The organism is Streptomyces sp. MBT65, assembly GCF_016612545.1.
Taxonomy (GTDB): Bacteria; Actinomycetota; Actinomycetes; order Streptomycetales; family Streptomycetaceae; genus Streptomyces.
Genome location: NZ_JAENRY010000034.1, coordinates 20,324 through 39,911, shown reverse-complemented (window position 1 = coordinate 39,911; position 19,588 = coordinate 20,324). Strand labels below are relative to the sequence as shown.

The following is a 19,588-nucleotide window of genomic DNA, read 5'->3' as shown; positions in this document are numbered from 1 at the left end:
CCGGAAGTTCGGGACCCGGCCGCCGTTTGCGTGTGGGGGCGGGGGCGAAGCCCCTTAAGTCGCCCGGCAGTTCCGGGACAGAACCACCGGCTGTATCCGCCGCCGGTGCTGAAGTCCCTTGCACCGCAGGACAGTTGCGGCACGCGACCGCCACCGCGTGCCGACGCCCTGTCCCCGACCCGTCAGGCCCTCAACCGGAAAGCCGTCGCAATTGAACGAGTCCGAGCCACGTCTCCGGACCCGGTTGCGCCTGCCCCGCGCGGACCGCGTAACGGCCCGGTTCCAGGTCGACCTTCAGGTGTTCCGTGCCTTCCGAGTCCCGGCCGGGCCAGGCCGAGTCGAACAGGACGAGTGGTGCGGGTACGTGCCACTCCACCTCGCTCTCCCAGGACGCGCAGGCTAGCGCGGCGGGAACGCCGGCCAGTGCCTCGTCCTCGGAGTTCGCGGCGCACCAGCGGACGAACGCGCCGTGTTCCGGCAGGAAGGCGGTCGACGCGGGGTCGTCGCCCAGGACCAGCGCCGCGCTGTCGCCCACCGGCAGCAGGCCGGCGTATCCACCGACCTCGCACGCCCGGTCGTAGTCCGAGGCCAGCTCATCACCGTCGGCTCCCGTCCAGAACGGCAACACCGTCTCCGGCACCGCTATGAGCGGCCCACCGCCCGACTCCACCCACTGCACCGCCGTTCCCGGCTCCGCGTATCGCGCCATGGGCCGAACCTACACGCACAGCTGTCCCACATGTTCGTGGTTCGGGAGACCCGCGTGTCCAGGCGGCCGACACTCGAACTCCCCCGCGTGGGCGTTGAGTTGACGGGTCGCGTCCAGGAGTCAGCAGCCGCAGTCCCCCGCCGCGACCGGTGCCGTCAACGAATCGGTCGCACGTCGCTCACGCCCTTCCCACGTCTCGAACTCGAAGCCCTCACGCGCCCAGTACTCGAATCCGCCGAGCATCTCCTTTACCTGGTAACCGAGTTCGGCGAGCGCGAGGGCGGCACGAGTGGCGCCGTTGCAGCCCGGGCCCCAGCAATACGTCACGACCGGCACGGACTTGTCGAGGAGAGCCTCGGCCTGTTCGGGGACGAGCGCGGTGGGGAGGTGGACCGCCCCGGGAATGTGCCCCTGGTCCCAGGACTCGGTGGACCGCGAGTCGAGGACGACGAAACCGGGGTCACCGCCGACCGCGAGCGCGGCGGCCACGTCGGAGACGTCGGCGTGGAAGGCGAGGCTCACACGGAAGTGGGCGGCGGCTGCCGTGGGCGCGGCGGGGGCCACCCGCAGGACAGGGTTGACGGCGGTGATGCTGCTCATGGTCCGGCCTTTCACAAGGTGGTGCGGGATGCCCTACGGCCAGAAATCTACGGCCGCCGCCCCGCTCCCCAAAGGGACGATCCCCGCCATACCGCTTGATCGACCGGGGATTCCCCTGCTATTCATCAGGGATGACCGACTATTCCCCGGACGCCACCGACTGGCACATCCTCGACGTCCTCCAGCGCGAGGGCCGGGCCAGTTTCGCCGAGCTGGCACGTGCCGTGTCGATGTCCGCGAGCGCGGTCACCGAGCGGGTGCGGCGGCTGGAGGAGGCGGGCGTGATCCAGGGGTACTCGGCGGTCGTGGATCCCGAGCGGCTGGGCCTGCCGATCCTGGCGTTCGTGCGGCTGCGTTATCCGAACGGCAACTACAAGCCCTTCCACGACCTGGTCGCGGTGACGCCGGAGATCCTGGAGGCGCATCACATCACGGGCGACGACTGCTTCATGATCAAGGTCGCGGCCCGTTCGATGCGCCACCTGGAGGAGGTGTCGGGGAAGATCGGCGCCCTGGGATCGGTCACCACCAGCGTCGTCTACTCCTCACCGCTCCCCCGCCGACCGCTGGGCCACTGATTTCACGGGCCCCACCGGCCTCACTGTCCCCGCTGCCGTACGGCCGACCCCGCCCGCCCCTTCACGACCTCCAACTGCGCGTGGATGCGTCGCCGCAGATCGGCGACATGGCTGACGATGCCGACGCTGCGGTCCCGTTCGCGCAGGGAGTCGAGGACGTCGAGGACCTCGTCGAGGGTCTGCTCGTCGAGGCTGCCGAAGCCCTCGTCGATGAAGAGGGTGTCGAGCCGGACCCCGCCGGCCTCGTCGGTCACCACGTCCGCGAGCCCGAGCGCGAGAGCGAGCGAGGCGAAGAACGTCTCTCCGCCGGACAGCGTCGCCGTGTCCCGCTCCCGCCCGGTCCACGCGTCGACGACATGCAACCCGAGTCCGCTACGGCCGCGCCCGGCCCGGTCGTCGGAGTGGACGAGGGTGTAACGGCCGGACGACATCCGCTGCAACCGTACGGTCGCCGCCGCGGCCACCTGTTCCAGCCTCGCGGCGAGGACATACGACTCCAGGCGCATCCGGCGTTCGTTGTCGGCGGAGGTGCCCGCGGTGAGGGCGGCGAGGCGGGCCACCCGGTCGTACTCCTCGCGCAGCGGCGCCAGTTGACGCGCCCCGGCGGCGGATCGGGCGGAGAGCCGGTCGAGTTGGGCACAGCGCTGGGCCGCCGCGTCGGACGCGGAGGCCGCGTCACGCGTCCGCTGAACAGCCGCGGTCGCAGTCCGCTCAGCCAGATCGAGGTCGGCGGGGGCCTGTTGCGCGGCTGCCGCCGTGTCGGCCTCCGCCAACACCGCCTGTACGGCGGCCTCCTCCGACTGCCAGGCGTCCAGGCGCCGTTGGAGTTCGCGATGGGCGGTGTCGTCGAGGAGGGCGGCGGCAGCGGCCTGCGGGGTGTCGAACCCGGCGCGGAAGGCGGCGTCGGCGAGCCGGGCGTCGGCGTCCTTGAGGCGCTGCGCGGTGTCCTCTGCGATGCGGACGGCGTCGGCGGCGTCGGTGAGCAGCGCGGCCTGCCGCTCCAACTGGGCGGCACGCGCGGCCACACTGTCGGCGGTGCCTCGGGAGTGCGTCAACTCCCCTTCCAGGGAGACCTGTTCGCGTTCCAGGCTGTCACGGAGGCTCGTACGGGAAGCGGCTCGGACCGCGGCCTGCTGCTGGGTCTCGGTCCGTCGGACGTGCTCCTGCTCGGCCCGGCGCAGCTCCTCGGTAACGGGGTGCAACCAGGACGCGTCCCGCCGCGCCTGCTCGTAGAGCCGCTCCAACTCCGCCACCTCGTCGGAGAGTTGACCGGTCGGCGCGTCACCCGCCTCGGCGGTGGCGGCGGCGAGGGCTTCGCGTACGACGCCCAGGCGGCGCTCGGCCTCGGTGCGCTGTTCCTCGGCGCGCTGGTGGGCGGTGAGGGCCTGTTCCTCCGCCGCGCGGTCGACGTGCCCGGCGGTTTTGCGGGCGGGGGCGGGGTGTTCGGTGGCTCCGCAGACGGCGCAGGGTTCGCCGTCGGTGAGGTGGGCGGCGAGTTCGGCGGCGATACCGCTCAGGCGCTGTTCCTTGAGGTCGAGCCAGTGGGCGCGAGCCGTCAGGGCACGGTCGGCCAGGAGCAGCACCTGCCGCTGGGTGTCCTCCGTGTCACCGGCGAACTGGTCCCGCTGCCGGGCCGCCCCGAGCCGCCGCTCGGCGGGTTCGCGCCGGGCGCCGAGTTGTTCGGCCCGGGTGGTGGCCTCCTGCGCCGACTCGATCCGTGCCTGAAGTCCCGCGCGGGTCGTGTCCCACTCGGCGAGCCAGGCCTCGGCCTCCTGTCGTACGTCCTCGTCTTCGCGCTCCTGCCGCTCCAACTCGGCGCGTTCCACGCCGAGTTCGGTGAGCCGTTGTTCGGCGCGGCGGGCCGACTCGAGTCCGCCCAGCTCCTCGGCGGCCCGGCGGGCGGCGGCGGCGAGTCCGGCCGCGCCGGCGTCCGCGAAGGTGTCCGGCAGCAGCTCCCGCGCGCGCACCTCGGCCCGGGCGGCTTCCCGGTGCTCGGTGTCGGCGGCGTCCCGCAGGTCGAGGGCCGGCGCCACGGCCTCCGCCTTCCGGGCCCGCTCCATCCGCGCCTGCGCCTCTTGGTAGCCGTCGGCCCGCTCCGCCATGAGCGCGGCCCGCTCCCGCGCCTGCGCGAACCGCTGTTGCAGCCGCGCCAGTTCGCGTACGTCGGCCAGCTCGCGGTCGGCGGCGGCCTGGGCGGACTCGGCGGCGGCGAGGCGGCTGTGGGCGACGGCGAGTTGTTCGCGTGCGGTGCTGCGGGCGACGGCCGCCGCGCTCAACACCGCGTCGGCGAGGCCGGGTTCGCCCGGGGCGAGGTCGGGCAGCTCCATGGCGTCACCGGCCGCCTGCTGCATACGGTGCGCGTCGGCGAGCAACTCGGCGTCGCCCTCGCGGACTTGGGACTCGGTGGCCCGGCGCCGCTCGGCGAGCCGCTTCTCCACCTCGGCGAAGCGGTGGGTGTCGAAGAGCCGGCCGAGCAGCTTGCCGCGCGCCTCGGCGTCGGAGCGCAGGAACCGCGCGAACTCGCCCTGGGGCAGCAGCACGACCTGACAGAACTGCTCCCGGCTCATCCCGAGGAGCTGGGTGATCTCCTCGCCGATCTCCTGGTGCGAGCGGCTGAGGTCCTTCCAGGTGGCGGCGCCCGCGTCGTACTCGCGCAGCCAGCTCTGTGCCTTGTCCAGGGTGCTGCCGGTGCCGCGCTTCTTGGGGCGCGACCAGGGCGGCTGTCGGGTGAGCTCCAACCGCCGCCCGGCGACGGTCAGTTCGAGTCGGATCTCGGTGCGGGTGCCGGCCTCCGCGTGGTCGCTGCGGAGGGTGATCCCCTGGCCGGACTGCCGGACGCCGGGTACGGAGCCGTAGAGCGCGTAGCACACGGCGTCGAGGACGGAGGTCTTGCCGGCGCCGGTGGGACCGTGCAGGAGGAAGAGCCCGGCGGAGGACAGTTCGTCGAAGTCGACGGTCTGGGACCCGCCGAAGGGACCGAAGGCGGTGATGTCGAGCCGATGCAGCCTCATCGGGCGCCGCCCCCTTCTTCCACGCGCCGCGCCTGGTCGACGCCGACCCGACCGGCCACCGCCACCCCACCTGGCCGCGCATCCACGGCTCGCGCCCCGCCGACACCATGCCGCCCGTCGTGCACCGCACCCCGTCGCGCGCTCACGGCGCCACCTCCCGTACGACCGAGTCCGCGCGCACCGTGTCGAACGCCTCCTGGAGCACGGCCTGTTCGTCCTCGTCGGGCCCGGCGCCGCGGACATGGGCCACGAAGTCGTCGGCGATCTCACGGTCGTTGCGGCCCGCGAGGCGCCGGGCGTACGACACGTCCGGGTCGTCGGCGGTCCGCTCGGGGTCGAAGACGAGGCTGAGCGTGTGCGGGAAGCGCTCGGTGAGCCGGGCCATCGGGTCGGCCGGGCGCACCGGGTCGGTGAGCGTCGCCTCGACCCACGCCTCCTCGTGCCGCGTGAGCTCGGGATCGTCGAGCAGATGCTCCAACGTGCCCCGGATCCGGGCCAGTTCACGAGGGACCGGGCAGTCGAGGCGCTCGGCGGTGACGGCTCCGGCGGCGTCGAGGTCGATGAGCCACATGCTCTTGCGGTGGTCCGCCTCGGAGAAGGAGTACGGGAGGGGCGAGCCCGAGTAGCGGACGCGTTCGGTGATCTTCTGGGAGCCGTGCAGGTGTCCGAGCGCCACGTAGTCGACGCCGTCGAAGACTCCGGCCGGTACGGCGGCGACTCCGCCGACGGTGATGTCCCGCTCGCTGTCGCTGACCTCGCCGCCGGTGACGAAGGCATGCGCGAGGACCACGGAACGGGTGCCGGGCGGGCGAGTGGCGAGGTCGGCGCGGACGCGGTCCATGGCGGCGGCGAGAACCGTCTCGTGGCCGGCCTTCTCCACCCCGAACTCGGCCTTCACCAGGGCGGGTTCGAGATACGGCAGCCCGTAGAAGGCGACGTCGCCGAACGCGTCCGGAATCACCACGGGCGTCCCGCAGGCTGACGGCGCGGTCCGCAGGTGGATGCCCGCGCGGTCGATCAGTCCCGCGCCGACGCCGAGGCGGCGGGCCGAGTCGTGGTTCCCGGAGATCATCACCGTGGGTACGCCCAGGTCGGCGAGCCGGTGCAGGGTGTCGTCGAACAGCTCGACGGCGGCCAGCGGCGGCACGGCACGGTCGTACACGTCTCCCGACACGACCACCGCGTCCACGGCGCGCTCGCGCACGGTGGTGACGAGATGGCTCACGAAGTCGGCCTGGGCGTCGAGCATGTTCACGCGGTGGAACGCCCGGCCCAGGTGCCAGTCGGAGGTGTGCAGCAGTTTCATGGAGCCACCACGCTAGCGCCTGTGGACCCCCTGGTTCACCACGGCCACACAGTCGCCCGTGCTCCGACAGGCGGAATGTCAGGAATATAACCCTTCCTCCCGCCTTGACGAGAATCCCGTTCTCCCCGCCGCTGGAAACCCTCAACTCCCTTGTCGCACACATGTGCTGCGCTAATCTCACGTCACACGCACCACGCGAGAGACACAGGGTTCCCATGCCAGTCGAGCACCGCGGTCGGTCCGAAACGATGGCCTATGCGGCGGCGGGGATGGAGCCGCCGCCCGTGGTCCCGTTGCGGAAGAGCGACCCCCGGCAGGCGGGCCCGTACCGGCTGATGTCGGTGCTCGGCAGCGGCGGGATGGGCCGGGTCTATCTCGGCCGTGACGCCACCGGCGCCACCGGGCCGGCCGCCGTGAAGGTGATTCGGCCCGAGTACGCGGAGGACCCGCTGTTCCGCAAGCGTTTCGAGCGCGAGGTCGGCGCGCTGGACAGCATCCGAGGGGCGCACATCGTACGGCTGCTGGGTAGCGGCTGTGACGAGGACCTGGTCTGGGTCGCCACCGAGTACATACCCGGGCCCACCCTCGCCGAGCTGGTCGACGCGCGCGGGCCGGTCGACGCGGCGGCGGCCTGGCGGTTGCTGGCCGACGTCGGACGGGCGATCGAGGCGATCTGGCGCGCGGGGATCGTGCACCGCGACCTCAAGCCGTCCAACGTCATCCTGGGTGCCGACGGCGCCCGTGTCATCGACTTCGGTGTCGTCCAGGCCGGCGACAGCACCTCGATCACCGTCACCGGCCAGAACGTGGGCACCCCCGCCTACATGTCCCCGGAGCAGGTACGCGGCCGGGAGGTGACCGCCGCCTCCGACATCTTCTCGCTGGCCTCCATGCTCACCTACGCCGTCGCCGGGGAGGCGCCGTTCGGCGAGGGCACGGGCGTCGACGTGCTGCACCGGGTGGCGTTCGACCCGCCCCGGGAGGACGTCCTCACCAAGGTCGCGGACGTCGACACGGAACTGGCCGCGTTCATCCGCACCTGCCTGGACAAGGACCCCGAGCTGCGGCCCTCGCCCGAGGCGGTGTTCAGGACGGCCATCGGACACCAGTTGGCCGCACCGGCCGGTGATCCGCCTCGGGTTCCCGCCCGGCGCGGGCCCGCCTCCGCCGAACGGGTCGAAGGGCTCAACGGACGGGAAGGGCTCGGCGGACCCGACGGACCCAAGGGGCCCGAACAGCCCGACGCCCGTCCCGCCGTGGCGCCCTCGGCCCCGCCCACTCCTCCCGCCGCACCCGGGGAACATACGCACTCCACCGGGGAACACACGGACCCCCCCGGACAACGCGCGAACACCCCTGGAAAACGCGGGAAGTTGATCGCGGGCGCCGTCGTCGCGGCGGCCGTCCTCGTCGCCGGCAGCATCACCGCGACCGTGCTCCTGCTGCGGCCCGACGCCTCCGGGGCAGCGCCCGGTGCCCGGGCGGACACATCCCCGGCATCCGCCGCACCGGGTAACTCGCCCTCGGGAAAGGGCAGTTCACCGAGTACGGCCGACAGCGCGGCGGCGACGAAGCCCGGGGCGCCGCAGAGCCCGTCGGGCGCGCCGGCCACCAGCGATCCCGCGAGCCTCGACATCCGGCTCGCCTCCTGCGTCACCGAACTCGTCTCGGGCTCCCACGGCGACTGCGTCAAGGCACTCCAACTCCTCCTCGGCGGCCACGGGTTGCACGTCACGGTCGACGGCGAGTTCGGGAAGGCCACGGTCGACGCGTTGAAGGCCTTCCAGACGGAGGCCGGAACCGCCGCCGACGGGACGGTCGACGCGCAGACCGCGACACTGCTGTACGGCACGCAGCGCGGGCCGGTCAGGACCGGTTCGGTGACCGTCACGGAGAACGTCCACGCCGTCGAGGTCGCCCGCTGTCTCGACGCCCACGTCAGCACCGTCCAGGTGTGGGCGTGCAACGGAACGGCGCCCCAGAAGTGGGCGCTGTTCCGTGTGCCCGGGCACAACTCCCAGTACCTGGTGGTCAATCAGGCCGGCCACGACTGCCTGGACGCCGACGCCGGTACGGTCGGCCAGAACTTCTCGAAGATCCGGGTCAAGAGCTGCGACGGGCTGAGCGCGCAACGGTGGCAACTGGGCAGCACCGGAACGCTGGTCAGTGTCCCGGACGGTTTCTGTCTGGACGCGGAGGCCTCCGAGTCGGGGCAGAACGGCCAGACGGTGCAGACCTTCGGCTGCGCGGGCAGCTCCAACCAGGTCTGGAACTGGACCTCCTGACACCACGTCAGCCGACGGTTCCGGCAGAGCGGCGAAAGGGTCAGGCGTCGCCGTACGCCTCCCCGCCCAGCTCCAGCTCCGCCGTCCCCGCCGTCGCGTCGGCCAACCACCCCCGCAACGCGTCCACTTCGGCGTCCGGCAGGCCGATCTCGATCGTGACCGCCTCGCCGTAGCGGACGTCCCTGACCTCGCGGCCGGTGGCGCGCAGATCGTTCTGGATCTTGCCCGCGCGCTGGTGGTCGACGGTGACCGTGGCGAGCCGGTAGCGGCGGCGGGTGAGCGTGCCGAGGGTGTCCAGGGCTTCGCCGACCGAGCCGCCGTAGGCTCGGATGAGGCCGCCCGCGCCGAGCTTGACGCCGCCGTAGTAGCGGGTGACGACGGCGACGACGTACCGCATGTCGCGGCGCAGCAGCATCTGGAGCATGGGGACGCCCGCCGTGCCGCCGGGTTCGCCGTCGTCGCTCGCCTTCTGGATCGCGGCGTCGGCGCCGATGACGTAGGCGAAGCAGTTGTGGGAGGCGTCGGTGTGCTCCTTGCGGACGCGGGCGACGAAGTCCTGCGCCTCCTGTTCGGTGGCCGCCGGGGCGAGGGCGCACAGGAAGCGGGAGCGGTTGACCTCGGTCTCGTGCACGCCCGGGCGGGCCACTGTGCGGTACTCGTCCTGCATCCGGCCAGCCTATGCGCAGGGTCAGGGGTCGCCCCCGGTCCGGGTGCGGGTGACGATGTGGTGGATACTCGCTCCTCGTTGCCCGGGCCCCGGGCACGCTCGTCCGATCGCAGGGAGTTCTCAGCATGACCGGCGCGCAGGTGGAGCCTACGGAGAGCACGGGGTCCGACGCTTCAGGGTCCGCCGCCGAGCGCTGCCGGGCCTGGCTCCTGGACGGGCTGAGCGAGCAGAGCGCCCGCCATCCGGGCCCGCACGCCACCCCGAACCCGGAGCACGAGGGTCACCGCTGGTGGCGGGTCATGTGTCTGACCGGCGTCGACTACTTCTCCACCCTCGGCTACCAGCCGGGCATCGCCGCGCTCGCCGCCGGACTGCTCTCCCCGCTGGCGACGGTCGTCCTGATCGGGCTGACGCTGCTCGGGGCGCTGCCGGTCTACCGGCGGGTCGCGCACGAGTCTCCGCACGGCGAGGGGTCGATCGCCATGCTGGAGCGGCTGCTGCCGTGGTGGTCCGGGAAGATCTTCGTCCTGGTGCTGCTGGGCTTCGCGGCGACGGACTTCATGATCACGGTCACCCTGTCGGCGGCCGACGCGGCGGCGCACGTCGTGGAGAACCCGTTCGCACCGGGCTGGATGCACGGCGGCAACACCTGGATCACGCTGGTACTGGTCGGCGCGCTGGGCGCGGTCTTCCTCAAGGGGTTCCGGGAGGCCATCGGGATCGCGGTGGTGCTGGTGGGCGTGTATCTCACGCTCAATGTGGTGGTGCTCGCGGTGTCCGCCTGGGAGGTGCTGAGCCATCCGGTGAGGATCGGCGACTGGACGGATGCGGTGACGGCCGCGCACTCCTCGCCGCTCGCGATGGTCGGCGTGGCCCTGCTCGTGTTCCCGAAACTCGCGCTCGGCATGTCCGGCTTCGAGACCGGCGTGGCGGTGATGCCGCAGGTCAAGGGCGATCCGACGGACACCTGGGAGAAGCCCACGGGCCGCATCCGCGAGACCCGCAAGCTGCTCACCACCGCCGCCGTGATCATGTCGTGCTTCCTCCTCCTCTCCAGCCTGGCGACGACGATCCTGATCCCGCAGAGCGCGTTCAAGACGGGCGGCCCGGCGAACGGCCGCGCCCTCGCCTATCTCGCGCACGAGCACCTGGGCCAGGTCTTCGGCACGTTCTACGACGTCTCGACGATCGCGATCCTGTGGTTCGCGGGCGCGTCCGCGCTCGCCGGGCTGCTGAACCTCGTGCCCCGGTATCTGCCGCGCTACGGCATGGCTCCGGAGTGGACGCGGGCGGTACGCCCCCTGGTCCTCGTGTTCATGGTGACGGCCGTCCTGATCACCCTGTGGTTTCACGCGAGCGTCGACGCGCAGAGCGGCGCGTACGCGACCGGCGTGCTGGTGCTGATGCTCTCCGCGGCCTTCGCCTCCACGGTCACCGTGCACAAGCGGGGCCACCGCAAGGCCACGCTCGGGTTCGGCACGATCACCGCCGTGTTCGCGTACACCCTGGTCACGAACGTCATCGAACGGCCCGACGGCATCAAGATCGCCGGCATCTTCATCGTGCTGATCCTGGTGACGTCGTTCGGTTCGCGCATCCACCGCGCCTTCGAACTCCGCGCCGTCGAGGTCACGTTCGACGACACCGCCGCCCGTTTCATCGACGAGGCGGCCCGCAGCGGACCGCTCCGCCTGATCGCCAACGAGCCCCAGGAGCACAGCAGTCGGGAGTACCGCGCCAAGGAGTACAGCCAGCGCGAGGAGACACATATCCCGGACCGCGGGCCGGTGTTGTTCCTGGAGGTGCTCCTCCACGACTCCTCGGACTTCTCGGCGGACATCACGGTCCACGGCGAGGAGAAGTACGGGGTGCGACGACTCCGCGTCGAGGGCCCCACGGTCCCCAACGCGATCGCCGCCGTCCTGCTCTCCCTGCGCGACCGCACGGGCAAGGTCCCGCACGCCTACTTCACCTGGACCGAGGGCAACCCGGTCAGCCATCTGATCCGCTTCCTCGTCTTCGGCGACGGCGAGGTGGCCCCGGTGACCCGCGAGGTGCTGCGCCGGGCCGAACCGGACCCGGAGCGACGACCTCGCGTCCACGTCGGCTGACCGCCGTGAAGATCCTCGTCGTCGGCGGCAGCGGCTTCCTGGGTACGGAACTCGTACGCCGGGCGAGCGCGGCGGGTTGGACCACGGCCGCGACGTACTGCTCCGCACGCCCAGACGGCGCGCCCGGCGTCGCGTGGCATCGGCTCGACCTCCGCACGGACGCCCAACTCGAGGGCCTGGTAGCCGAGTTGGACCCCGACGCGATCGTCAACGCGACGAGCGGCCTGAGCGACTGGGCCGTCACCGCCGACGGTTCGGTCCGCGTGGCACTGGCGGCGGCACGCCACGGCTGCCGCCTGGTCCATGTCTCCAGCGACGCCGTGTTCTCCGGTTCCCGGATCTCCTACGACGAGTCGTGCCTGCCCGATCCGGTCTCCCCGTACGGTGCGGCGAAGGCCGCCGCCGAGACGGCCGTACGGCTGCTGACTCCGGCCGCCGCCGTCGCCCGTACCTCGCTGATCATCGGCGACGGCGGCTCCGCCCACGAGCGCATGGTCCACGAGCTGGCCGCCGGGACCCGCGACGGCGTTCTCTTCACCGATGTCGTCCGCTGCCCGGTCCATGTCGAGGATCTCGCCGCCGCCCTGCTCGAACTCGCCGGGTCCGACCGGGCCGGGATGTTCCACCTCGCCGGCCCGGACGCCCTGAGTCGTCACGAACTCGGTGTCCTCATCGCCCGGCGCGACGGACTCGACGCGCGCCGGCTCCCCACCGGGCGCGGAGAGGGCAACGCCATGGCCCTCGATGTGCGCCTCGACAGCCGAGCCACCCAGGAACTGCTGGGCACGCGACTGCGCGGCGCCCGGGAGTTCCTCCAAGTCCCCTAGCCGCGGCCCCACTTCACGTCTTCTTGCCCCTCGGCACGATCAGGCCCGTCAGCAGGGCGGTGCCCGGGGCGAGGTCCTGCCAGGTGCTGCCGTGCCAGGCCAGGACCGCGATCGCCGAGGTCGGGAACTTCACCCGGACCTCGTCGAGCGCGTCGTCGAGACTGTCACCGGCGAGATCGAGAACCAGCTCCTCCAGACCGGGGTTGTGCCCGATCAGCAGCAACGTCTCGACCTCGGGCGGCACTTGGTGGACGGCGTCGAGGAGTTCCGGCACATCGGCCGCGTACAGACCCGACTCGTACCGCACCGGCGGCGGGGTCCCCCACTCGGCAGAGGCCAACTCCCAGGTCTGGCGCGCCCGTACGGCCGTGGAGCACAGGGCGAGGTCCGGCAGGGAGTCGGTCTCGGCGAGCGCGACACCGGCGGCCGGGGCGTCGCGGCGCCCGCGTGGAGCAAGGGGACGCAGGTGGTCGGGAACGCCCTCGGGCCAGGCGGACTTGGCGTGCCGCAGGACGACCAGGCGACGCAGCGGGCGGGCGCCGAAACGGGCGGCGGTCACGCCAACGACCCGATGTCACGGGTGAGTTCGAGCCCGAGGAGCCGGTCCGCGTAGGCGTAGGTCTCGAAGCGGGCGCCGTCGGGCAGGTCGGGCCAGGTCTCCACCCGGCGCAGCACCCGCAGTACCTCGGGCACGTTCAGGTCGTCCTCCCAGGCCGTCCGCAGTTCTACGCGCACCTCGTCGGGCACCGGCCGCGAGGCGCTGCGCGCCCAGCCCGCGACCGACCCACGCCAGTGCGCCAGCGTCGCCCGCGCCCCGTCCAGCGCCGCCGCGTCGAGCCGTACCGGCAGGTCCCGGGGGTGCGAGAGCAGGGCGAGGCGGACCGCGCCCGGGTCGGAGAGGTCGGGCGGGGCGGTCGTAACGACGGTTTCCGTGGGTGTCGTCGATGGGGTCGTGGACGAATCGGCGGGTGCCACGGCGACCAGGACTCCCCCGGAGACTCCGCCGGGTGTCTCGGCGGCCTCGGCCGCCACGTGGAGGACCTGTGCCTCGCCGAGGCCGGCGCCCAGGTCCGCGCCGTCCTCGAAGGGCCGTATGCCCAAGGCCCGTGCGGCGGCGCGGAGTTCGGCCTGCTCGTGCTCGCCGGTGAGGAGCGACCAGACGGGGGTGCCGCCGAGTTCGAGGGCGCGGACGAGGAGGTCGCTGACGAGAAGGACTCGTAGGGTCGTGGGGCTCAGGCCCGACGCGTGCGCCTCGACCCTGGTCAGGCCACGGCGGGCGGGGGCGGCTTCGACGGGCTCGCCGGTTCGGGCGTCGATGATGCGCAGCACGGCCTGAGCGTAGGCGGGCGGAGAGCCGTGCGCATGCATGTTCGCTCTGTTCCGGCCCAGGTGGCGGGATTCACGCCGGTCTGTCCGGTACACCGAGCCGCGGGGCGTGGCCTGCGTTCACCCGTTCGACCATCCCGCCTTTCCCCGATGCCGGTGGGGCGTGTGGGGTGGAAGCAGCCGATCGCACCCCGGACGAGACGACCCCGGAGACTCCTGATGACCGACCGCCGCACGTTCCCCCACGGACGCCCGTCGTCGATGCCCGTTCGACGGCGTCCGCTGCTCCTCCTGACCGCCGTGTTCGTCGCGGGTACGGCGCTTCTGCCGTCCGGCGTCGCCGCCGCCGAACCGCTGCGCGCCGACGTCCTGGGCGGTGGCGTGACCATCGTGCCGGGGCGGTCCGGGCTGGTGGAGATCAGCGGGTACAAGGGGGCCGCGCTGCCGGCCGGGTCCGCGCTGCGGCTGACCGCGCCCGCCGGTGCCCGGGTCACCGGGACACCGCTCGCCGACACCGCGCGCTTCCAGGGCTCGGTGACCGCCGACGGCGCGAGCGGCACGTACACCTACGTCCGTGACTCGGGGGCCGGTTCGTGGAAGGACAGCGGCTATCCGTTCGCGCTCACCGTGGACGAGCGGGCGGTGCCGGGCACACGGCTGCCGGGCTGCGTCGTCGTGCTGACCGACGCGGGTGGGGTCCGGCGCGCGTCCGGCGGGTGCACCGTGACCGTGGGCATGCCCGTGCCGACGCTGGGCGAACCGGCGGGCGGCACGTTCGTGTCCGGCGCGGCGCGGATCGCCGGGACCTCCTATCCGGGGGCTCGGGTGAGTGTCATGGACGCCGCCGAGCACACGGTGTGCGCGGCTGTCACGCGCGCCGACACCACCTGGTCGTGCACGCCCGACACCCCGCTGCCGGCGGGCGCCAACCGCCTGCACGCGAGCGCCGTCTTCAACGGGGTGTCGGCGGTCGGCGAGGACGTCGACTTCACGGTCACCGCGAGAACCGCCTGAGGCGCACCGGTTCAGTGCTCGGCGACGAGTTCCCGCAGTGTCTTCGCTACGACGCCCGGGTCCTCCTCCGCCATGAAGTGGCCGCAGCCGACCGTCCCGTGCCGCAGGTCCGGTGCCCAGGCGCGCCACAGCGCCGCCGCGTCGAAGCCGAGAGCGGCGCCCCAGTCCTGCTGGAGGACGGCGACCGGCATCCGCAGCCGGTTGCCGGCATCGAGGTCGGCCCGGTCATGGGTGACGTCGATGCCCGCGGAGGCCCGGTAGTCGGCGACGATCGAGGGGACCGCGGCGCGGCAGGCGTCCAGGTAGGAGGTGCGGACGTCGGCGGGGATCGCGGCCGGGTCCCGGGTCCACAGGTCGAGGAAGTACCCGAAGAAGGCGTCGGGCGCGGCGGCGATCAACTCCTCGGGCAGGCCCGGGGGTTGGGCCATCAGATAGAGGTGGAAGCCGACGGCGGCGGATGTGCCGTGCAGAACGTCCCACATGTCCAGGGTGGGCAGTACGTCGAGGCAGGCCAGGTGGGTGATCGTGCCGGGGTGGTCCAGTCCGGCACGGAAGGCGACCAGGGCGCCGCGGTCGTGCCCGGCGAGCGCGAAGCGGTCGTGTCCCAGGGCGTGGGCGAGGGCGACGACGTCCGCGGCCATGGTGCGCTTGGCGTAGCCGGAGCCGTCGGTCTCGGCGGGCCTGTCGCTCGCGCCGTAGCCGCGCAGGTCGGGGCAGATCACCGTGTGGTCCGCCGCGAGGTCGGCGGCGACATGGCGCCACATGAGGTGGGTCTGCGGGAAGCCGTGCAGCAGCACGATCGGGGTGCCGGAGCCGGACACGGCCACGTTCAGCCGGACGCCGTCGGCGACGGGGACGCGGTGGTAGGTGAAGCCGGGGATGGTCGGTGGCATGGTGCGCCCTTCCTTTGTGCGGTCGTAGTGGATGTCCGCGAGCCTGCCGCGCGCCGATGAGCATCGGGTGAGCGCGCTACCGTGACCTGGGGCGACGCCCCGGAAAGGGTGGTCGGCGATGGAGGTCGCGTTCGGGGTGCTGGGACCGGTCGCGGCCTGGGACGGTGCCGGGGACCCGATCACCCTGAAGGGGCCGCGGCACCGGGCCGTGCTGGCCCGGCTGCTCGTCGCCCGGCGTCGGGTCGTACCGGTGGCGCGGCTGGTCGGGGATCTGTGGGCGGACCGGGACGAGCCGCCCGCCGACGCGGTGGGCGCGGTGCGCACCTTCGTGGCCGCGCTGCGCCGGGCGCTGGAACCGGAGCGCCCGCCGCGCACTCCGGCCCGGCTGCTGGTCACCGAGGGGCCGGGGTACGCGCTGCGCGCTGCGCCGGAGGCCGTGGACGCCTGGCGGTTCGAGCGGGCGGTGGCCGCGACCGGAAACCCGCCGGACGCGCACGCGCTCAACCGACTGGAGGAGGCGCTGAGTTGGTGGCGAGGCCCGGCCTACGCCGACTTCGGCGACGACACCTGGGCCCGCGCGGAACGCTCCCGTCTCACCGAACTCCGCCTGCACGCCGTCGAACTCCGTGCCGAGGCCCAACTCGCCCTGGGACAGGCCGCCGTGGCGGTGCCCGACCTGGACGCCCATGTCGCCGAACACCCGTGGCGCGAGGACGCCTGGCGCCTGCTGGCCCTGGCCCTCTACCGCACCGGCCGCCAGGGCGACGCGCTCGCGGTACTACGCCGAGCGCGCACCCTCCTCGTAGAACAACTTGGCGCGGAGCCGGGCCCGGCTCTGCGCCGCCTGGAGGCGGACATCCTGGACCATGCGGCACACCTGGACCCTGCCCCCGGCCATCCGGCGGAACAGGTGTGGGCACAGACCACCGCCGCCTACGACCGCACCGTTGCGTCCGGCGCCCGTGCGCGGCTGGAGTCGACGGTGGGCCTGCTTCGCGATCTCGCGGTGACAGGAGGCGGCGGTCTGACGGCGGCCCGGCAGCACCGGCTGGCCGCGATCACGGCCGCGCAGGAACTGGGCGACATCGAACTCACCGCGCGCGTGATCGGCGCCTACGACGTCCCCGCGATCTGGTCCCGCGTCGACGATCCACAGCAGGCGGCGGCCACGGTGGCGGCGGCCGAGCGCACCCTGGCCGGGCTCCCGCCGGACGCCCATCTCGCCGCGCGCGCCCGCCTGTTGGCCACCGTCGCGCTTGAGTCGCGCGGCACCCGCTCCGCACGCGGCCCCCAGGCCGCCCGCCAGGCGGAGGACATCGCCCGCCGCCTGAACGACCCCGCCCTGCTGGCCTTCGCCCTCAACGGCACGTTCATGCAGACCTTCCACCGCGCGGGCCTGGCCCCGCAACGGGACGCGATCGGCGCCGAGTTGATCGCCCTCTCCACCCGCCACGGCCTGATCACCTACGAGGTGCTCGGGCATCTCGTACGGCTCCAGTCCCGCAGCGCACTCGCCGACTTCACCGGAGCCGACGAACACGCGGCCGCGGCGGACCGTCTGTCGGAGCGTCATGAACTGCCGCTGGTGGGCGTGTTCACCGAGTGGTACCGGGTCCTACGACTCACCGCGACCGGCAACCCACGGTCGGCCGAGGCGGCAACCGCCTACCAGGAAGCGGCACTTCGGCTGGACGGAGCCGGTATGCCCGGGCTGGAGCACGGTCTGCTGCCGCTGGCGCTGCTGTGCCTGCGCGTGTGGAGCGGGCAGGCCGCCCCGACCGACGAGCACCTCGACTGGGGGCCGTACGAACCGTGGGCCCGCCCCCTCCTGCTGCTCGCCCACGACCGCACCGCCGAGGCCGGGGCCGCACTCCGCGCCCTCCCCGACCCGCCCCGCGACCACCTCTTCGAGGCCCTGTGGTGCCTGGCCGCCCGCGCGGCTCTCGCCGTGGGCGACCGGGACACGATGGAGCACGCCCACTCCGAACTGACCCCCGCCGCAGGCGAGTTGGCCGGAGCGGGCAGCGGCCTGCTCACGCTGGGGCCGGTCGCGCGGTACCTCGACGATCTCGCCGTCGCGCTAGGACGCCCCCGGTGAGCCGGAGTTCGCGTCAGCCGGTCACCCGCACCACCGCCGTGGCGCCCGCCCGTACCGTCGGCGTCGCGTAGGTGTAGGCCACGCCGTTGACCGTCTTGGTGCGCACGTGCTGCGGGACGCCGTTGACCGTGATCTTCTTGTGCACTCCGGCGAAGCGGGCCTCCCAACTGTAGGAGCCCTTGCGGGAGTTGTTCGTCAGCGTGGTCTTCGTCGCGCCGTCGTGGCGGACGGTGACCGTGCCGGTGCCGATGGGGACGTCCGCCGACTGGAGCCACTTCATGCCGGACGGGAGCTGCGACTGGGTGGTCACCTTGTGGTCCGGCGCGTCCGGTGTGATGCCCATCAGGCCCTGGACGGTCTGGCTGACCAGGGTGAACGACACCTCGGGGTAGTCGCCGTTGGGGCCCTGGCTGGAGTTGACGTGCTGGGTCTCCCGCTCGCCGTAGATCTTCTTCATCCACTGCCAGGCGGTGTCGGGGCGGTCGTTCTTGAAGAACATGTCGGGGAGGTAGGTCGTCGACTCGATGTTGGGCGAGCCGTCGGGGCCCAGTTCCTGCGCCTGGATGTAGTCGAGGTAGGCGTCGTTGCGCGGGCCGGGGTCGATGATCTGCTTCATCGGCATGAAGACGCTGTTCTCCTTGCCCCAGCCGGTGACCGGGGTGCCGGAGGTCGTGTACGCGCGGACCATGCCGGCACCGCTGCCGGTGCCGCTCCAGTCGTCGTTGAAGTACGTCTTCAGGTCGGCGGCCCGCTTGTCGTACGTCCTGGCCAGCGCGGTGTCGCCCTTGCCGCGCGCGAGGACGGCCATCGCGAGGTACGCCTGGTACTCGGAGGCGATGCCGTCGCCGGCCTCGGCGAGACCGTCGCCGTCCTGTTCGTTGTAGCTGGCGGCGCCCTGGAAGATGCCCTGGCCGGTGCCCTCGGCGACCTTGACCTTGCCGTTGTCCTTGGCGGAGTTGTGCAGGTCGATGAACTGCTCGGTGGCGTGCCGGTAGAAGTCCCACAGCACCGGGTCGTCGACGTATCTGCGGTCGCCGGTCCAGAGGTAGGCCTGAGCGGCCTTCTCGACGAGTTCGAAGGTGGCCGGCACCTCACGGACGAAGTTGTCCGGGCTCTTGTAGTCGATGCTCAGATAGGTCTTGGCGTCGAAGTTGAGGGACCACACCGGGAAGTACTTGTGCTCGGCGGTGGCCGACGCCGCGTACGAGCGGAGCATCGTCTCGTTCTCCTCGTCGAGGCCGATGAGGTGGGCGCCGGCGAGCTGGTGGGTCATGTCGCGGGAGTAGTAGGCGCTGCGGTTGGCGTATCCGGCCCAGTAGGTGGGCTCGTAGGTCGCGCTGCCGGTGCCGCCGGTCTGGTGCTCGTCGACGTTGACCGGCCCTACCGTGCCGGGCAGTTGGACCCAGCTGTTGGCCTTCTGCTGGGCCCAGCCGAACATCGCGACGACCTCGGGGTCGGACGAGGTCACCGTCGGGTCGGCGGACGCGGCGGGCGAGATCATCAGGTCGTCGGCGTTGACCCAGGAGGTGCCGGAGCCGAAGACGATCTGCAGCCGGTCGCCGGTCCTCAACTTGACGTCGCTGATGGTGTAGCGGGCGTAGCCGGGGTGCTGCGGCAGCGTGATCGTCTCGACGGTCACGCCATTGCGCCGGATCGTGTACGTGCCGCCGGTGCCGGCGCTGCCGATCCACGCGGAGAAGTCGTAACTGCCGTCGCGGGGCGCGACGACCGTCGTCTCCCCGCTCTTGCCCGCTCCGGAGTCGAGGTAGAGGAAGCGCTCGCCTCCGTGCCTGTTGCCGGTGCCGACGCCGGCGCCCGAGGTGAAGGTCCAGCCCGTGCCGCCGTTCTCGAACCCCGGGTCGGGGATGGCGAGTTGGGGGCGGGGGGCGGCGGACGCGGTGGCCGACAGAGCGGGAGCCATCGGTGCGAGCAGGGCAACAGCGGTGAGCAGCATGAGCCGTGAGGGCTTCATCGGGTCTCCCGGTCTTCGGTCACTGCGGGGGGTGGGGGCCGCGTGGCCGGAAAGCTAGCAGGGGCTGAAGTGGCGATTCAATGGTCATGCGCAAGAAACATGGAAGACACGCAATCACGCTGCTATCTTGCGTGGAAGATAGAACTGAAAGTTTTCGTCCATCTATTGCAAGTCTGGATGGAGGGAAGCAT

The 19,588-nt window shown here is 72.3% G+C and carries 15 protein-coding genes; 6 read left to right on the top strand and 9 right to left on the bottom strand.

Annotated features, from left to right (window positions below; translation table 11 throughout):
* Positions 1-190: 190 nt before the first annotated feature.
* Both JHN63_RS10475 and JHN63_RS10470 read right to left on the bottom strand, forming a co-directional pair.
* Complete coding sequence (locus JHN63_RS10475) at positions 191-709, bottom strand: immunity 21 family protein (protein WP_200679057.1); 519 nt, start codon at positions 707-709, stop codon at positions 191-193.
* 120 nt (positions 710-829) lie between these two features.
* A complete protein-coding gene (locus JHN63_RS10470; protein WP_200679055.1) occupies positions 830-1,309 on the bottom strand; it encodes a rhodanese-like domain-containing protein in 480 nt (159 codons plus the stop codon).
* Positions 1,310-1,440: 131 nt separating this feature from the next.
* On the opposite strand from JHN63_RS10470, the gene JHN63_RS10465 reads away from it, so the two are divergent.
* The gene (locus JHN63_RS10465) at positions 1,441-1,887 is read left to right on the top strand and encodes an Lrp/AsnC family transcriptional regulator (RefSeq protein WP_200679053.1); all 447 of its coding nucleotides are present in this window, start codon (positions 1,441-1,443) and stop codon (positions 1,885-1,887) included.
* 20 nt (positions 1,888-1,907) lie between these two features.
* On the opposite strand, the gene JHN63_RS10460 is transcribed toward JHN63_RS10465, so the two are convergent.
* Positions 1,908-4,898: an AAA family ATPase gene (locus JHN63_RS10460; RefSeq protein WP_200679051.1), complete on the bottom strand. Its 2,991-nt coding sequence runs from the start codon at positions 4,896-4,898 to the stop codon at positions 1,908-1,910.
* 142 nt (positions 4,899-5,040) lie between these two features.
* Positions 5,041-6,204 (bottom strand): exonuclease SbcCD subunit D, encoded by a 1,164-nt coding sequence (locus JHN63_RS10455; RefSeq protein WP_200679049.1) that lies wholly within the window; start codon positions 6,202-6,204, stop codon positions 5,041-5,043.
* A gap of 284 nt (positions 6,205-6,488) precedes the next feature.
* Between JHN63_RS10455 and JHN63_RS10450 the strand changes: the two genes are divergently transcribed.
* On the top strand, positions 6,489-8,489 hold the full coding sequence (locus JHN63_RS10450) for a protein kinase (RefSeq protein ID WP_200679047.1): 2,001 nt from the start codon (positions 6,489-6,491) through the stop codon (positions 8,487-8,489).
* Between the two features lie 40 nt (positions 8,490-8,529).
* Here JHN63_RS10450 and JHN63_RS10445 read toward each other — a convergent pair whose 3' ends face one another.
* On the bottom strand, positions 8,530-9,156 hold the full coding sequence (locus JHN63_RS10445) for a YigZ family protein (RefSeq protein ID WP_200679045.1): 627 nt from the start codon (positions 9,154-9,156) through the stop codon (positions 8,530-8,532).
* Positions 9,157-9,281: 125 nt separating this feature from the next.
* On the opposite strand from JHN63_RS10445, the gene JHN63_RS10440 reads away from it, so the two are divergent.
* Together JHN63_RS10440 and JHN63_RS10435 are read left to right on the top strand one after the other, a co-directional pair.
* Complete coding sequence (locus tag JHN63_RS10440) at positions 9,282-11,267, top strand: amino acid transporter (protein WP_200679043.1); 1,986 nt, start codon at positions 9,282-9,284, stop codon at positions 11,265-11,267.
* A gap of 5 nt (positions 11,268-11,272) precedes the next feature.
* Positions 11,273-12,094, top strand: coding sequence for a sugar nucleotide-binding protein (locus tag JHN63_RS10435; RefSeq protein WP_200679041.1), 822 nt, complete (start codon positions 11,273-11,275; stop codon positions 12,092-12,094).
* A gap of 13 nt (positions 12,095-12,107) precedes the next feature.
* Here JHN63_RS10435 and JHN63_RS10430 read toward each other — a convergent pair whose 3' ends face one another.
* Both JHN63_RS10430 and JHN63_RS10425 read right to left on the bottom strand, forming a co-directional pair.
* Positions 12,108-12,653 (bottom strand): histidine phosphatase family protein, encoded by a 546-nt coding sequence (locus JHN63_RS10430; RefSeq protein WP_200679039.1) that lies wholly within the window; start codon positions 12,651-12,653, stop codon positions 12,108-12,110.
* Complete coding sequence (locus JHN63_RS10425) at positions 12,650-13,462, bottom strand: hypothetical protein (RefSeq protein ID WP_200679037.1); 813 nt, start codon at positions 13,460-13,462, stop codon at positions 12,650-12,652. The genes JHN63_RS10430 and JHN63_RS10425 overlap by 4 nt, the downstream gene beginning before the upstream one ends.
* 177 nt (positions 13,463-13,639) lie before the next feature.
* Between JHN63_RS10425 and JHN63_RS10420 the strand changes: the two genes are divergently transcribed.
* On the top strand, positions 13,640-14,434 hold the full coding sequence (locus tag JHN63_RS10420) for a carboxypeptidase regulatory-like domain-containing protein (RefSeq protein ID WP_200679035.1): 795 nt from the start codon (positions 13,640-13,642) through the stop codon (positions 14,432-14,434).
* A gap of 11 nt (positions 14,435-14,445) precedes the next feature.
* Here JHN63_RS10420 and JHN63_RS10415 read toward each other — a convergent pair whose 3' ends face one another.
* Complete coding sequence (locus tag JHN63_RS10415; protein WP_200679033.1) at positions 14,446-15,327, bottom strand: alpha/beta fold hydrolase; 882 nt, start codon at positions 15,325-15,327, stop codon at positions 14,446-14,448.
* Positions 15,328-15,445: 118 nt separating this feature from the next.
* On the opposite strand from JHN63_RS10415, the gene JHN63_RS10410 reads away from it, so the two are divergent.
* A complete protein-coding gene (locus JHN63_RS10410) occupies positions 15,446-17,425 on the top strand; it encodes a BTAD domain-containing putative transcriptional regulator (protein WP_200679031.1) in 1,980 nt (659 codons plus the stop codon).
* A gap of 13 nt (positions 17,426-17,438) precedes the next feature.
* Here JHN63_RS10410 and JHN63_RS10405 read toward each other — a convergent pair whose 3' ends face one another.
* A complete protein-coding gene (locus JHN63_RS10405; RefSeq protein ID WP_234476407.1) occupies positions 17,439-19,397 on the bottom strand; it encodes a hypothetical protein in 1,959 nt (652 codons plus the stop codon).
* Positions 19,398-19,588: the final 191 nt, after the last annotated feature.

Excerpts from the sequence above, each read along its gene's own strand:
- JHN63_RS10410 (WP_200679031.1), top strand. The coding sequence starts at position 15,446 with ATGGAGGTCGCGTTCGGGGTGCTGGGACCGGTCGCGGCCTGGGACGGT.
- JHN63_RS10455 (WP_200679049.1), bottom strand. The coding sequence starts at position 6,204 with ATGAAACTGCTGCACACCTCCGACTGGCACCTGGGCCGGGCGTTCCAC.
- JHN63_RS10475 (WP_200679057.1), bottom strand. The coding sequence starts at position 709 with ATGGCGCGATACGCGGAGCCGGGAACGGCGGTGCAGTGGGTGGAGTCG.
- JHN63_RS10470 (WP_200679055.1), bottom strand. The coding sequence starts at position 1,309 with ATGAGCAGCATCACCGCCGTCAACCCTGTCCTGCGGGTGGCCCCCGCC.
- JHN63_RS10440 (WP_200679043.1), top strand. The coding sequence starts at position 9,282 with ATGACCGGCGCGCAGGTGGAGCCTACGGAGAGCACGGGGTCCGACGCT.
- JHN63_RS10445 (WP_200679045.1), bottom strand. The coding sequence starts at position 9,156 with ATGCAGGACGAGTACCGCACAGTGGCCCGCCCGGGCGTGCACGAGACC.
- JHN63_RS10460 (WP_200679051.1), bottom strand. The coding sequence starts at position 4,898 with ATGAGGCTGCATCGGCTCGACATCACCGCCTTCGGTCCCTTCGGCGGG.
- JHN63_RS10420 (WP_200679035.1), top strand. The coding sequence starts at position 13,640 with ATGACCGACCGCCGCACGTTCCCCCACGGACGCCCGTCGTCGATGCCC.
- JHN63_RS10415 (WP_200679033.1), bottom strand. The coding sequence starts at position 15,327 with ATGCCACCGACCATCCCCGGCTTCACCTACCACCGCGTCCCCGTCGCC.
- JHN63_RS10465 (WP_200679053.1), top strand. The coding sequence starts at position 1,441 with ATGACCGACTATTCCCCGGACGCCACCGACTGGCACATCCTCGACGTC.
- JHN63_RS10405 (WP_234476407.1), bottom strand. The coding sequence starts at position 19,397 with ATGAAGCCCTCACGGCTCATGCTGCTCACCGCTGTTGCCCTGCTCGCA.
- JHN63_RS10425 (WP_200679037.1), bottom strand. The coding sequence starts at position 13,462 with ATGCATGCGCACGGCTCTCCGCCCGCCTACGCTCAGGCCGTGCTGCGC.